The organism is Micromonospora sp. NBRC 110038, assembly GCF_020884815.1.
GTDB lineage: Bacteria > Actinomycetota > Actinomycetes > Mycobacteriales > Micromonosporaceae > Micromonospora > Micromonospora haikouensis.
In genome coordinates this window covers 540,232-552,949 of the sequence record NZ_BBOL01000002.1, presented here as the reverse complement: position 1 = coordinate 552,949, position 12,718 = coordinate 540,232, and the positions used below count along the sequence as shown (strand labels likewise).

Below are 12,718 nucleotides of genomic sequence, written 5' to 3'. Positions count from 1 at the left end.
GCCCCTGCCCCCGGCGAGCCCGCCCGGCGGCCCGTGGCGCGTTCGCCCGATCCGCCCCGGAGGTCGTACCCTTCGCCGGGTGACCGACGGCTTGGACGGCATGCACCGGTGGGACCAACCACGACGGCGTCGGCCCTGGCCGCTGTGGGCCGCGCTCGGCGTGGTGCTGGTGCTGCTCACCTGCGGCCTGCCCACCGTGCTGCTGGCCGGCGTGCTGCACGAGGCGGCGGACCGGCCGATGATCGGCCGCCTCGGGCCCACCGCGCCCGCCGACCCGGCTGTCGAGGCCGCCCGGCAGCTCGGCGAGCGGATCTCCGGCCAGCTCGACCGCCAGGCCGCCGCCCTGCTCGGCGGCGACCGGGCCGGCTTCCTCGCCGTCGCCGAGCCCGCCGCCCACCCCGCCCTGGCCCGCCGGTACGCCGCCCTGCGCGCCCTGCGGGTCACCGTCTGGCGGCCCGAGCAGACCGGCCTACCCACCACCGTGGTCGGGCGGCCCGACGAGTGGCGGATCGTGGTGCGCTTCCAGTACTGCTTCGTGGTGCCCGGCTGCCGGCCGAGCCCCGTGCTCGTCGGCACCCGGTGGCGGGACTCCGGCGGGCAGGTCCGGCTGGTCGCCATGGAGGAGTCCCGGTCCGCCGAGACCGGCACCCGGCCGTGGGAGGTGAGCGACCTGGTCGTGGCGGTGGGCCCGCGGACGGTCGTGGCCACCACCCCGGCGCTGCGCGGGAAGCTTCCCGGCCTGCTCCGCCAGGCCGAGGCCGCGGCGCGGACCGCCGACGCGTACGCGGTCGCCGGCCCGCCGCCCGACCGGTACCGCGTCTTCTACGCCGGCAAGGCGGAGTGGCTGAGCTGGTACGGCGGCGGCCGCCCGGCGTGGACCGGCGGGTACGCCGTCACCGTCGGCGGCGGCCACCACGAGGTGGTCCTCAACGCCGACGGGCTCTCCGCCACCGGCGCCGACGACCTGCTCCGGCACGAGCTGACGCACGCCGCCTCCCTGCCCGAGCGCGGGTACCCGGGGCGGGAGACGTGGTGGCTGGTGGAGGGGCTCGCCGAGTACGCGGGCGTCGGCGGAACACCGGTCGGCCGCTACGAGGGGCTCGCCGAGGTGCGCGAGCTGCTGGCGCCGGGCGGCGGCTGGACCGGCCGGCTCGACGACCTCACCCCGGCCGAGGACGCCTCCGCCCGGCGCGTCGGCGGCAGCTACGGCGTCGGCTACCTGGCCGTACGGCACCTCGTCGACCGGTTCGGCGAGCAGCGGGTGCTCGCCTTCTTCAAGGCGGTCGTGCACGACCGGCGGACCGCGGAGGAGGCGTCCGGGGAGGCGTTCGGCGAGCCCTGGGCGGGCCTGCACGACGCGTGCGTCGCGTACGCCCGGGCGGCGGTCGGCTGAACGGCCCCGCGATGGTGTGGCGTCCACCCACGCCGTGAGCGGACGCCACACCACCGTCGGTCAGGGAATCTCCGCCCAGGTGACGAACGCGGCTCCGGAGGTCGGCTGGTCGGCCTTGGAGATCCGGCCGTCGGTGCCGCGTCCGAGCAGGGCGAGTTGAGGTAGCACCCGACGACCGCAGCGCTCGCCTACAACCTCACCATTGATGGCTTTCACACGTACTGTCGGGTTGGAAAGAGATGGTGCCGGTGTTGAGCGGAGAGATTGCGGCTCTTCTTACGAGTTCGATTGCTCGGGTGAGACGGATCAGCTATGTCCAGCCAGGGGGCGTGCGGGAGGGCGATGGTGGGCCGATCGAGCTGAAGCTGGAGAACGGTGCCATCTTTCGGCTGGAGTCTGGCGCTGATGGTGAGTCATTGCGGCTTGGCGTAGGGGAGTGGTGCGATCCGTTCGCGGAGCCCATGAGTGTCGAGAATAGAGAATTCGTGGCCAGGTCCGGGAAATGGGTGGCTTTTGATGTGTCTTGCGAGAGTGGCTACAAGGAGCTGATCGGACGGCGGGTCGGGGATCTCGGTCTTCTGGTCGAGTTTGGCAAGATAGTTGGCGCGGATCTCTCGTTCGGGTCGACGACTCTGCGAGTCTCGGTTCGCGCCGACGAACTGTTCGTGGAACTTCAGGGCGGCGATTCATGTCAGTAGCTGCGGCAGGTGTCGAGGGTCGCAAGGCGGCAGGGTTGACTGCGAGTGAGGATCTCGTTCGGGGGAGTGTCGTCGTTCGTGTCCGAGGGACGGGCAGTTCATGATCGACCGCTGTTCGGGCTCGACGGGGCACCTGTCAGACTGAAGCGCTCCCAGTGCGGAGCCCCGGTCCGCGTCCGGAAGCGGCCCGGGGCGCCCGCCCGGTGGCTCCGGTGGCGCCGCCGGGGCCACCGGGTGCCTTGATCGACTCCATGTCGGCGACATGGCGGGGTCAGGGGTGCCCGGATACCGCGATGTCGCCGACACGGCGCCGGCCCGACCGGAGGCCGGCCCAACCCGACGCCGGCCCAGCCGGCCGCCCGGGCGGGGCGAAAACGGCAGGCCACGGTCGGGGGAAACCCGCCCCCGGCGTGATCAACATGCGCGAAGGGATCGCGCCGGTCACAGCCGTCCCGCTACCGTACTGGTAACACGCGCGTAGCCCGTCCTGGCGGGAGGATCCCGTCCGGCGGCACGCGCCGGGGCATGGGATGGGGCGGTGGGCCATGACCGGTTCGCAGTCCGACGGCAGGCTGTCGGAGGTCAGGTTCCTCACCGTCGCCGAGGTGGCGACGGTGATGCGGGTGTCGAAGATGACGGTCTACCGGCTGGTGCACAGCGGTGAGCTGACCGCCGTGCGGGTCGGCCGGTCGTTCCGGGTGCCCGAGCACGCGGTGCACGAGTATCTCCGGGGCGCGTTCCAGGAAACCGCCTGATCCGCCTGCCGCTGTTCCGCCACCCGCCGGTGCCACGGGGCGCCGCCCCGCAAAGGACGCGGAGCGGCGCCCCGCCGAGGCCACGAACGGCGCCCCGCACAAGACACGGAGCGGCGCACCGCAAAGGGCACCGAGTGCGACGTAACGGGCATCGACGGGGGCGCGTTGGTCCTGCTGAGCCTCTCCCGCTACCCTGGACCGGACCGTGACCGCACACCGGTGCGCCCGCCGCACGCCAGCTGGTCCGGCCCGTTGTCCGCAAGCGGCCCTCGACGCCACCGCGTGGTGTCATCCGGTCCGCCCCGCACGTTGCATCGAAAGGCTGTCGTCGTATGGGCTCGGTGGTCAAGAAGCGCCGCAAGCGCATGGCTAAGAAGAAGCACCGCAAGCTGCTGCGCAAGACCCGCGTCCAGCGTCGCCGTCTCGGCAAGTGACCGGGGCCGGGCCCACTACGGCCCGGCACCCCGTGTCGCTTGCCAACAGTCGACCCTCGGAGGCTCAGGTGATCAGGCCGCGGTTGCCCCGGCTCGATCCGACCTGCCGGGGTAGGTGCACGACGTGACCCCCGGTGGCACCCCAGGTGCCCCGGGGGTGGTCGTCGTCACCGGGGTCAACCGATACCTCGGCGCGCACGTCGCCGCCCGGCTCGCCGCCGACTCCCGCATCGAGCGGGTGATCGGCGTCGACCCGAGCGCCCCCAACCCCGAGGTGGCCGGCCTGCTCGACCGGGTCGAGCGCATCCGGCTCGACCTCGGCTCGCTCGGCGGCCTCCTCGCCGACCTCGACGTCGACGCCGTGGTACACCTCGCCCTCGTCACCGCCCCCGATTCGCAGCAGGGCGGCCGGTCGGCGATGAAGGAACAGAACGTCATCGGCACCATGCAGCTGCTCGCCGCCTGCCAGCGGGCGCCCCGGCTGCGCAAGCTCGTCGTCCGCTCGTCGACCGCCGCGTACGGGGCGTCGTTCCGGGACCCGGCCGTCTTCACCGAGGAGACCGAGCCGCGCGAGGTGCCACGCGGCGGTTTCGGCCGCGACATCCTCGACATCGAGGGGTACGTTCGCGGCTTCCGCCGCCGCCGGCCCGACGTCACCGCCACGGTGCTGCGCTTCGCCCCGTTCATCGGCTCCACCGCCGACACCACGCTCACCAGGTATTTCTCCCAGCCGTTCGTCCCCACCGTCTTCGGGCGCGACCCCCGGTTGCAGTTCGTGCACTTCGACGACGCGCTGGAGGTGCTGCACCGGTCGGTCGCCGAGGAGCACCCGGGCACGTTCAACGTCGCCGGGCCGGGTGTGCTGTCCCTGTCCCAGGCGATCAGGCGGGCCGGGCGGGTCGGGGTGCCGGTGTTCGAACCGGGCCTGTCCGGGGCCGTCGCGCTGGCCCGCAGCCTCGGCTTCGGCCGGTACGGCCTGGACCAGGTCGACCTCTTCGTGCACGGTCGGGTCGTGGACACCTCCGCCCTCGAACGCGAGTACGGCTTCGCGCCCCGCTCGACCGCCGCCGCGTTCGACGACTTCATCCGCGCCCACCAGGGCGGCGTGGTGGTCACCCGGGAACAGTTGGCCGCCGCCGAGCGGGCCGTCCTCGACGGCATCCGCCAGGTGCGCGCGGTTGCGCGGGAGCGGTCGTGACCCCGCCGGACGAGGAGCGCGGGCGCGCCGGGGCCAACGGCCGGTACGACGTACCGCTGGTGGTGGCCGGCCCGAACGCGGAGCCGGCGCGGCGCAACGGCCACCACCCTGCCCCGGGGCCCGCCGCTGACCCCACCCGTGGCCCGGCGGACCCGCAGCCGACCCGGCGGGAGCAGCCGGCGGAGCGGGAGCTGCCCGAGGCGGCGGAGCGTGAGCTGCCGGGGTCGGCGGCGCGCGCCCCCCGGGACGCGGCGGTGCCGGACCAGCCCGGCGACGTGTGGGACCGGCGGGTCGCGTCGGGGCTGGCGTTCCTGCGTCGGCGGCTCTCCGGCGACTACCAGGTGGACGAGTTCGGGTTCGACCCGGAGCTGACCGAGTCCGTCTTCCACCCGATGCTGCGGCTGCTCTACCGCGACTGGTTCCGCACGGAGGTGACCGGGCTGGAGCACGTGCCGGCCGACGGTGCCGGCCTGGTGGTCGGCAACCACTCGGGCACGGTGGCGCTCGACGCGCTGATCCTCTCCGCCGCCCTGCACGACCAGCACCCGGCCCACCGCTACCTGCGGCTGCTCGGCGCGGATCTGGTGTTCCGGATGCCGGTGGTGTCCGAGATCGCCCGCAAGACCGGCGGCACGGTCGCCTGCAACCCCGACGCGGAGCGGCTGCTCCGCTCCGGCGAGGTCGTCGGCGTCTTCCCCGAGGGGTTCAAGGGCGTCGGGAAGCTCTACTCCGACCGCTACAAGCTGCAACGTTTCGGGCGGGGCGGGTTCGTCTCGGCGGCGCTGCGCACCGGCACCCCGATCGTGCCGGTGGCGATCGTCGGCGGCGAGGAGATCTACCCGATGCTCGCCGACATCAAGCCCCTCGCCCGGCTGCTCAAGCTGCCATACTTCCCGGTCACGCCGACGTTCCCGTGGTTGGGCCCGCTCGGGATGGTGCCGCTGCCCAGCAAGTGGCTCATCGAGTTCTGCCCGCCGATCCCGACCGCGCACCTGACCGACTCGGCCGACGACCCGCTGGTCGTGTTCAACCTCGCCGACCAGGTGCGGGAGACCATCCAGCAGACCCTCTACAGCCTGCTGGAACGCCGCCCGGACCCGTTCGGCCCCTGACCCGCCGGCATCCGTCGCGCCCCACCGGGCGCGGGGCGGCGGGTCGTCAGCGAATGCGGGGCGGCGGGTCGTCAGCGGAGGCGGCGGCGCTTCTGCAGCGCCATCCCGGCGCCCACCGCGCCCGCGAGCAGCCCGGCCGCCGCCGTCGACGGCACCGCGATCTTCACGGCCCGCCGGCCGGTGCGGAAGTCGCGTACCTCCCAGCCCCGCCGCCGGGCCTGCCGCAGCAGCGCACCGTCCGGGTTGACGGCCACCGCCCGGCCCACGGCCGACAGCATCGGCAGGTCGTTGGCGGAGTCGCTGTAGGCGGAGCAGCGCGCCAGGTCCAGCCCCTCGACGGCGGCGAGCTGGGTGACCGCCTCTGCCTTGGCCGGCCCGTGCATCAGGTCGCCCACCAACCGCCCCGTGTACGCCCCGTCGACCACCTCGGCGACCGTGCCGATCGCCCCGGTCAGCCCCAGCCGGGACGCGATCACCCGGCCGATCTCGACCGGCGCGGCGCTGACCAGCCAGACCCGTTCCCCGGCGTCCAGGTGGCGCTGCGCCAGCCGGCGGGTGCCGGCCCAGATCCGAGGGGCCATCAGCTCGTCGAAGATCTCCTCGGCCAGCCGCTCCACGTCGTCGACCCGCCAGCCCTCGATGAACGCGAGCGCCGCCTCCTTGGCCTGCGACATGTCCCCGGCATGCTCGGTGGCGAGCACCCGGAAGCGCAACTGCTGCCAGGCGAACCGGGCCAGGTCCCCGGTGGTGAAGTAGTTGCGGGCGGCGAGCCCACGGGCGAACCAGTAGATCGAGGCGCCCTGCATCATCGTGTTGTCCACGTCGAAGAAGGCCGCGGCGGTTGGATCGGGGGCAACCGGGGTGGCGGGCGCGGCGTCGGTCTCGGCCCAGCCGGCGGTGTGACCGCGCCGGTCGGTGCTGACCGTCATCCTGCCGTTGCGGGCCACCCGACCTCCCTTGCTCGACGACCCCGACGAGTGCCTCCCCGCGAGCGTAGCCGGGCATCCTGGTCGCCCCACCTGCCGCGGCGAGAACTGTGGCGCGCGCTGCTCGGTAGAGGGAAGGGCACCCTGTTGACGCAAGACGTCGTACAAGGGGCCTTCCTGACGGCGGGAGCATCGCGAGCCCGCCCGCCGAGGCGCAGGGAAAGCGGGAACGCGTGCGCTCAGCGGTCGCCGGGGCAGGCCGTCGGCGTCGGGCCGAGCGCGTCGCTGCCGGCGGGCGCGGGCAACTCGCACTCGATGGCGGCGCGCAGCCCGTCGGAGCGCTTGCGGATCGCGTCGAGCAGGGCGATCGACTCGCGGACCCGGTCCCGCTCCGCCCGGCTGGCCCCGTCGAGCAGGTCACCGACCGCGCGGCGCTGCCCCGTGACGAAGGCGTTCACCGAGTCCAGACCCGCCGGGTCGGAGCGCTGCGCAGCCGTGGTGGTGAGCAGGCGTACGCCCTGACGGGTGTCCGAGTCCATGTCGTCGAGGACGGCGTCGAACCCGAGCCGGTCCCCGCGCAGCGCGGCGGCCTCGCCGAGCCGGGTGCGGGCGAAGTCGAGGAAGAGCTGGCCGCGGCTGAGATCCGAGCTGGCCAGGGCGAGCTGGGCGCGCTCGGTCGAGCGCTTCATCCCGTAGAGGGCGTCGCCGGGCACGGCGTTCTCACTGGCGGCGGAGATGCCGGAGACGGCGATCGCGCCAGCGGTCACGCCGATGAGAATGGCACCCCGGGCCCGGGCCCGGCGGGCGGTCACGGCCGGCAGGAACGGGCCGCGTGGGCCGGCGCCGACGGTGCCGCGCTGACCGAGTGCGCCCCGTCGGGCGGCCGGCGCGGCCTCCGGGGCGCTGGCACCGGCCCCGACGCCCTCCCGCTCGGCGGCGGCGACGAGCATCGCCCGCAGGCCGGTGCGGAAGTCGGGGTCCACCGCGACGGGCGGAGGGTCGGCGTTGAGCTGCCGGCCGACCGCGACGAGCGCGGCGAGATGATCGTCGGCCCGGGACCGGACGTGGTGACGTCGGCCGCCGTTGGCTTCGTCGAGAAGCTGCGCGAAGCGCTCGGCGCGCCGGCGGGAGAAGAGGTTGCTGGTCACCGCAGGCACCTCCTCTCGCTGGTGGCGGCCGGTCGGTCGGCCGCTGTCGGCACCAGCGACCGGCGGCAGCGTGCACCCAGGACGAAGCTCGTGGCGGCTGCGCTGTCCGGACCGTCGGGCCCGGGAATGCCGGAGAACCACCGGTCGCACCGGGAGAAACGCTCCGCCCCGGGCACGGGTTACGGGGCCGGCGGGAGCGAAATCACGAAGAGTGATGGCCGTCACGCCGCCGCGGTCGGCGCTCCCGTCCGCGCCGCGCGCCCCGGCTGGCGTACGGGCGTGAACCGCCGTCGGGGCCGGACCCCTCGCGGACGCCGCCGGCCGGGCGGTCGGCCTCGCGCGGGGGAGGACGAACCGCCGGGCGGGGAGGCACGCGGGGTGGGACGGGCGGGGCGAGGCGGAAGGGCGCAGCCGGTGGCGGCGGTCAGGGCTGGAAGCCGTCCGGCAGCAGCCGGGCCAGCGCGCGGACCGCGCGGTACTGCAACGCCTTGATCGCGCCCTCGTTCTTGCCCATCGCCCGCGCCGTCTCCGCCACCGAGAAGCCCTGGAGGAACCGCAGCACGATGCACTCCTGCTGCTCCGGGTTGAGCTGCTTGACGGCGGTGAGCAGGGCGACGTTGGTGATGTGTTCGACGACCGCCGCCTCCGGGCTGCCCTCGGGGCCGCGGTCCTCCCGGTCGGCGTCCAGCACGTCGCCGGTGGTGACCTCCAGCCGGTACCGGCCGGACTTGAAGTGGTCGGCGACCAGGTTCCGGGCGATGGTGACCAACCACGCGCCGAGGTCCCGGCCCTGCCAGGTGAAGCTGCCGATGCGCTTGAGGGCCCGCAGGAAGGTGTCGGAGGTGAGATCCTCGGCGAGCTGCCGGTTGCCCACCCGGAAGTAGACGAACCGGAAGACGGTGTCGACGTACCGGTCGTAGATCAGCCCGAACGCCTCGGCCTCGCCGGCCTGGGCGCGTTCGACCAGCTTCCAGACCTCGGTGGCCGGGTCGGACGGGTCGGGGCGGCTCGGGAAGCCCGTCGGCGTGCCACCGCCCGGGGGCCCGGGGGGCGGCGGGGGCGGACTGGCCGGCACCGCCGGCAGCACCGCCGTCTCGCCGGCCGACGGATCGGTCACCGGCGGCGTGTCGCCACTGCGCCGGCCCTGCGCCGGCATGGTCGGCCGGGCGGGTGATGCGACCCGTCCGCCGTTGCCCCCCGGCGTCGCCGGACGGGGCAGCGCCTCGTTGTGATGGGACCGGTTGCGTAACCGTCTGGATGCCCCGTCGCCGCGTACGGCGAGGCTGGACCCGTCGTCCGCGGGGCTCCGGCCGACGCCCAGCCGTTCGTTGAGGACGGCACGGGCCGCCGCGGCCAGCCCGACCGGTCGTTGCGCGTAGCCGAAACTGGTCACCGTGCCTCCCCGGTCAGGGTCGCCGCGGACCGCTGGGGCGCCCCGGCGCGGGCGCGGCCGGGGCCGTCGGGCAGGGCTTGTCCGGGACGTGCCGACGGGCGGCAGATCCCCTTGAGGTACGGGTCCAATGCGCTCACAGGCACGGGGGGCCTCCTCGGGCTGAGGGGTGTCGACTCACGGCAAATGGGGTGAGTCGACCCGAGTGATAATAGGGCCAACGTCACCCGCGCGTGGCAAGTCCGTTACACAGAGCAGAAGTATTTGCTTCCCCGTCGCACCGGTGCCGGACCGGTTGTCCGTCGGGGGAGGTTGACTTTCGCGCGCCGGGCTGGTTAGGGATAACCCCAGCTCAGCGCCCGATCGGCCCGCTCGGCGAGGGGCCGGGACGACGGCTGCGACGCCTGCCCGCACGGGGTGGCGCCGGCACTTCCGCGCGTCCGCAGGGGCGCGTCCGCGTACGGTGCGTGGCCGAGTCGGCGGTACCGGGTGTGTCGCACCGACGGGTCGGGGGAGACTGTCCGGGCGCGGGCCGCCGCAGGGCGGTCCCGGCCGACACCCGCACGGAGGTTTCCCGATGTCCAGTGACGCCCGGCTCACCCTGATCACCCGCCCCGGCTGCCACCTCTGCGAGGACGCGAAGGCGGCGCTCGGCCGGGTGGTCGCGGTCACCGGCGACCGGTGGATCGAGAAGGACGTGACCACCGACGTCGAGCTGGAGCGCGAGTACGGCGACCGGCTGCCGGTGGTGCTGCTCGACGGCAAGGAGCACGGGTACTGGCGGGTGGAGGAGGAGCGGCTGTTGCGGGACCTGACCACCCCGCAGCTCTGACCGCGACCCGGCGGTCCCCACGGCGGTCGTCCGCCGCCTATCGTGCTCGGATGACCTCTGCGCGCCCCCACCTCGTCTGGGACTGGAACGGCACCCTGCTCAACGACCTCGACCTGGTGGTGGCGGCCACCAACGCGGCGTTCGCCAGCGTGGGCGGGCCGGCGGTCACCGCGGACGAGCACCGGGTGCGGTTCCGCCGCCCGATCGCCGACTACTACGCCGGGGTGCTCGGCCGGGCGGTCGACGACGAGGCGTTCGGCGAGCTGGACCGGATCTTCCACGACGCGTACCGCAGCGGGTTGACCACCTGCGCGCTCGCCGACGACGCGGCGGCGGCGATGTCGACCTGGCCGGGCAGCCAGTCCCTGCTGTCCATGTGGTTCCACGACGAGCTGGTGCCCGCCGTGCACTCCTACGGGCTGACGGGGCGGTTCGCCCGGGTCGACGGGCTGCGCGCCACCGTCGGCGGCGACCGCAAGGCCGAGTCGCTGGCCAAGCACCTGTCCGAGCTGGGATTGGACGGCCGGGCGGTGGTGCTGATCGGGGACTCGATCGACGACGCCGACGCCGCCGAGTCGGTGGGCGGCCGGGCGGTGCTGTACACGGGGGGCTTCACCGACGCGACCCGGCTGCGGGCCTCCGGCCACCCGGTGGCCGACACGCTCACCGAGGCCGTCGCCCTGGCCGCCACCCTGCGCTGACCGCGAGGCTTGCTGGGCGGAAGGGCGGTGCGGCGGTCAGCCGCGCAGGTAGGCGAGGACGGCCAGGACGCGCCGGTGCTGGGCGGTGTCCGGGGGCAGGCCGAGCTTGGTGAAGATGTTGCGGACGTGCTTCTCCACCGCGCCGTCGGTGACCACGAGGGCCCGGGCGATGGCGGTGTTGGAGTGCCCCTCGGCCATCAGGGCCAGCACCTCGCGCTCGCGCGGGGTCAGCTCCCGCAGCGGGTCGTCGCGCCGCCGGCGGACCAGCAGCTGGCCGACCACCTCCGCATCGAGCACGGTGCCGCCGGAGGCGACCCGGGCCAGCGAGTCCAGGAAGTCGTCGATGTCGGCCACCCGGTCCTTGAGCAGGTAGCCCACCCCGCCGCCGCCCCCGCCGGTGGTGGCCAGCAGGTCGTCGGCGTACGACACCTCGACGTACTGGGACAGCACCAGGATCGGGGTACGGGGGACGAGGCGGCGGGCCTCGACCGCGGCGCGCAGCCCCTCGTCGGTGTGCGACGGCGGCATCCGCACGTCGACGATCGACACGTCGGGCCGGTGGGCGACGACCGCCCCGACCAGGGCGTCGCCGTCACCGACGGCGGCCACCACCTCGTGCCCGCGCTCGGTCAGCAGCCGGACCAGCCCCTCCCGGAGCAGCACGGCGTCGTCGGCGATCACCACCCGCATGATGCTGCTGTCTATCACGCCGTGGCCCTCGGCGGCGTCGCCGGGAGCGCCTGCGGCGCTGTCGGGGGTGTCGCGGGGAGCGCCTGCGGGGCCGTCGCCGGTGGCCGCCGGGGTCGCCGTCGTCACAGCGGGAGGTCCGCGCGGACCTCGGTGGGCCCGCCGGCCGGGCTGAGCACGTCGAGCCGGCCGCCCGCCGCGCGCACCCGGTCGGCGATCCCCGTCAGGCCGTGCCCCTTGGCCAGGTGCGCGCCGCCGTGGCCGTCGTCGGCGACGGCGACCACCAGCCGGTCGTCGGCGCGGGTGACCTCGACCCGGCACTCCGTCGCCCCGCTGTGCTTGGCCACGTTGGTCAGCGCCTCGGCGACCACGAAGTAGGCGGTGCTCTCCACGGCCGGGTCGAGTCGCCCGCCCGGGGCGTCCAGCCTGGGGTCGAGCCGTAGTTCGATCGGGATCAGGCCGCGTCCGGCGAGGGCGGCCAGGGCGCTGGGTAGACCCCGGTCGACCAGGATCGGCGGGGCGATGCCCCGGGACAGGGCGCGCAGCTCGGCGAGGGTGTCCCGGGTCTGGGCGACGGCCTCGTCGAGGGTCCTGCCGGCGGCCTCCGGGTCGTCGGCGAGCTGGTGCCGGGCCCGGCTGAGGTCCATGGCGAGCCGGACGAGGCGCTGCTGGGGGCCGTCGTGGATGTCGCGTTCCAGCCGCCGCAGCGCGGTGGCCTCGGCGGAGGCGGCCGCCCGCCGCCGCTCCTCCAGGACGGTGATCCGGCTGCGCATCTCGGCCACCCCGGTGAGCAGGGCGCGGGCGAAGCCGGCCTTCAGGCGCGCGCACCCCCGGACCACGAGCGGCAGGGTGACCAGGAAGAACAGCCCGGCGGCGGTGTTGACCCCGATCCGGGCGGCGGCCGATTCGCCCAGGCCGAGCAGCTCGCTGAGGGGCTGGTCGTCGGGCGGGTGCGGCAGCGCCCAGTCGTAGACCGAGTAGAGCGTGCCGACGAGCGCGGCGGCCCACCAGGTGACGGTCACCACGAAGGTGACGAGGGCCACGACCAGGTTGAGGATGCCGTGGGTCAGGTCGAGCCAGGACTGCACGTCCCCGATGGGTACGAGGATCCGCCGCCAGGCGCCGGCCCCCGCCTCGGCCCGGCGGTACTCGGGCCGCACCCGGTCCTGCCCGAGCACGGCGGTCAGCCGCAGCCGCTCCACGTCGGCGAAGCCCCGGGCGGCGTAGAGGGTGGCGGCGAGGACGGGCAGGCCGATCACGGTCACCACCAGTCCCACGCCCAGCGCCAGCCCCGCCACCAGGACCACGAAGCCGGCCACGGCGAGCGGGAAGCCGAGCAGCACGTACCCGGAGTCGCGCAGGAGTCGGCGGGGGACGCTGGGCGGGAGGGCGGCCGGTTCGGCCGTGGTGGCGGTGGTCATGGTTCGAGGCTAGGGACGCCGGC

General features: G+C 74.6%; 13 protein-coding genes. 8 read left to right on the top strand and 5 right to left on the bottom strand.

The window, feature by feature from the left end; translation table 11 throughout:
• Positions 1–79 precede the first annotated feature (79 nt).
• From LPU61_RS10155 to LPU61_RS10125, 6 genes are all read left to right on the top strand, one after another.
• Positions 80–1,393, top strand: coding sequence for a hypothetical protein (locus LPU61_RS10155; protein ID WP_043965303.1), 1,314 nt, complete (start codon positions 80–82; stop codon positions 1,391–1,393).
• A 296-nt stretch (positions 1,394–1,689) separates the two neighbouring features.
• Positions 1,690–2,091: a hypothetical protein gene (locus LPU61_RS10150; RefSeq protein WP_229404767.1), complete on the top strand. Its 402-nt coding sequence runs from the start codon at positions 1,690–1,692 to the stop codon at positions 2,089–2,091.
• Between the two features lie 545 nt (positions 2,092–2,636).
• Complete coding sequence (locus tag LPU61_RS10140; protein WP_007073166.1) at positions 2,637–2,846, top strand: helix-turn-helix domain-containing protein; 210 nt, start codon at positions 2,637–2,639, stop codon at positions 2,844–2,846.
• Positions 2,847–3,178: 332 nt separating this feature from the next.
• Positions 3,179–3,280: a 30S ribosomal protein bS22 gene (locus LPU61_RS10135; protein WP_007465623.1), complete on the top strand. Its 102-nt coding sequence runs from the start codon at positions 3,179–3,181 to the stop codon at positions 3,278–3,280.
• 124 nt (positions 3,281–3,404) lie between these two features.
• Positions 3,405–4,478, top strand: coding sequence for an NAD-dependent epimerase/dehydratase family protein (locus LPU61_RS10130; RefSeq protein WP_077938204.1), 1,074 nt, complete (start codon positions 3,405–3,407; stop codon positions 4,476–4,478).
• A 215-nt stretch (positions 4,479–4,693) separates the two neighbouring features.
• The gene (locus tag LPU61_RS10125) at positions 4,694–5,590 is read left to right on the top strand and encodes a lysophospholipid acyltransferase family protein (RefSeq protein WP_077938205.1); all 897 of its coding nucleotides are present in this window, start codon (positions 4,694–4,696) and stop codon (positions 5,588–5,590) included.
• Between the two features lie 71 nt (positions 5,591–5,661).
• Here LPU61_RS10125 and LPU61_RS10120 read toward each other — a convergent pair whose 3' ends face one another.
• From LPU61_RS10120 to LPU61_RS10110, 3 genes are all read right to left on the bottom strand, one after another.
• Positions 5,662–6,519 (bottom strand): HAD family phosphatase, encoded by an 858-nt coding sequence (locus tag LPU61_RS10120; protein WP_228986929.1) that lies wholly within the window; start codon positions 6,517–6,519, stop codon positions 5,662–5,664.
• 236 nt (positions 6,520–6,755) lie between these two features.
• Positions 6,756–7,664: a DUF5667 domain-containing protein gene (locus LPU61_RS10115; protein ID WP_229404766.1), complete on the bottom strand. Its 909-nt coding sequence runs from the start codon at positions 7,662–7,664 to the stop codon at positions 6,756–6,758.
• A gap of 424 nt (positions 7,665–8,088) precedes the next feature.
• Positions 8,089–9,057 carry an ECF subfamily RNA polymerase sigma factor, BldN family gene (locus tag LPU61_RS10110; protein WP_043965309.1) on the bottom strand — a complete coding sequence of 323 codons (969 nt, stop codon included), beginning with the start codon at positions 9,055–9,057 and terminating at the stop codon, positions 8,089–8,091.
• Between the two features lie 574 nt (positions 9,058–9,631).
• Here LPU61_RS10110 and LPU61_RS10105 point away from each other — a divergent pair.
• Both LPU61_RS10105 and LPU61_RS10100 read left to right on the top strand, forming a co-directional pair.
• Positions 9,632–9,886: a glutaredoxin family protein gene (locus LPU61_RS10105; RefSeq protein WP_043965311.1), complete on the top strand. Its 255-nt coding sequence runs from the start codon at positions 9,632–9,634 to the stop codon at positions 9,884–9,886.
• A 50-nt stretch (positions 9,887–9,936) separates the two neighbouring features.
• Positions 9,937–10,587 carry an HAD family hydrolase gene (locus LPU61_RS10100; protein WP_229404765.1) on the top strand — a complete coding sequence of 217 codons (651 nt, stop codon included), beginning with the start codon at positions 9,937–9,939 and terminating at the stop codon, positions 10,585–10,587.
• Positions 10,588–10,623: 36 nt separating this feature from the next.
• Here the strand turns inward: LPU61_RS10100 and LPU61_RS10095 are convergent, their stop codons facing one another.
• A complete protein-coding gene (locus LPU61_RS10095) occupies positions 10,624–11,277 on the bottom strand; it encodes a response regulator transcription factor (protein WP_229404922.1) in 654 nt (217 codons plus the stop codon).
• 122 nt (positions 11,278–11,399) lie between these two features.
• Positions 11,400–12,695, bottom strand: coding sequence for a sensor histidine kinase (locus LPU61_RS10090; RefSeq protein ID WP_043965315.1), 1,296 nt, complete (start codon positions 12,693–12,695; stop codon positions 11,400–11,402).
• Positions 12,696–12,718 lie beyond the last annotated feature (23 nt).

Excerpts from the sequence above, each read along its gene's own strand:
- LPU61_RS10140 (WP_007073166.1), top strand. The coding sequence starts at position 2,637 with ATGACCGGTTCGCAGTCCGACGGCAGGCTGTCGGAGGTCAGGTTCCTC.
- LPU61_RS10135 (WP_007465623.1), top strand. The coding sequence starts at position 3,179 with ATGGGCTCGGTGGTCAAGAAGCGCCGCAAGCGCATGGCTAAGAAGAAG.
- LPU61_RS10120 (WP_228986929.1), bottom strand. The coding sequence starts at position 6,519 with ATGACGGTCAGCACCGACCGGCGCGGTCACACCGCCGGCTGGGCCGAG.
- LPU61_RS10105 (WP_043965311.1), top strand. The coding sequence starts at position 9,632 with ATGTCCAGTGACGCCCGGCTCACCCTGATCACCCGCCCCGGCTGCCAC.
- LPU61_RS10100 (WP_229404765.1), top strand. The coding sequence starts at position 9,937 with ATGACCTCTGCGCGCCCCCACCTCGTCTGGGACTGGAACGGCACCCTG.
- LPU61_RS10095 (WP_229404922.1), bottom strand. The coding sequence starts at position 11,277 with ATGCGGGTGGTGATCGCCGACGACGCCGTGCTGCTCCGGGAGGGGCTG.
- LPU61_RS10090 (WP_043965315.1), bottom strand. The coding sequence starts at position 12,695 with ATGACCACCGCCACCACGGCCGAACCGGCCGCCCTCCCGCCCAGCGTC.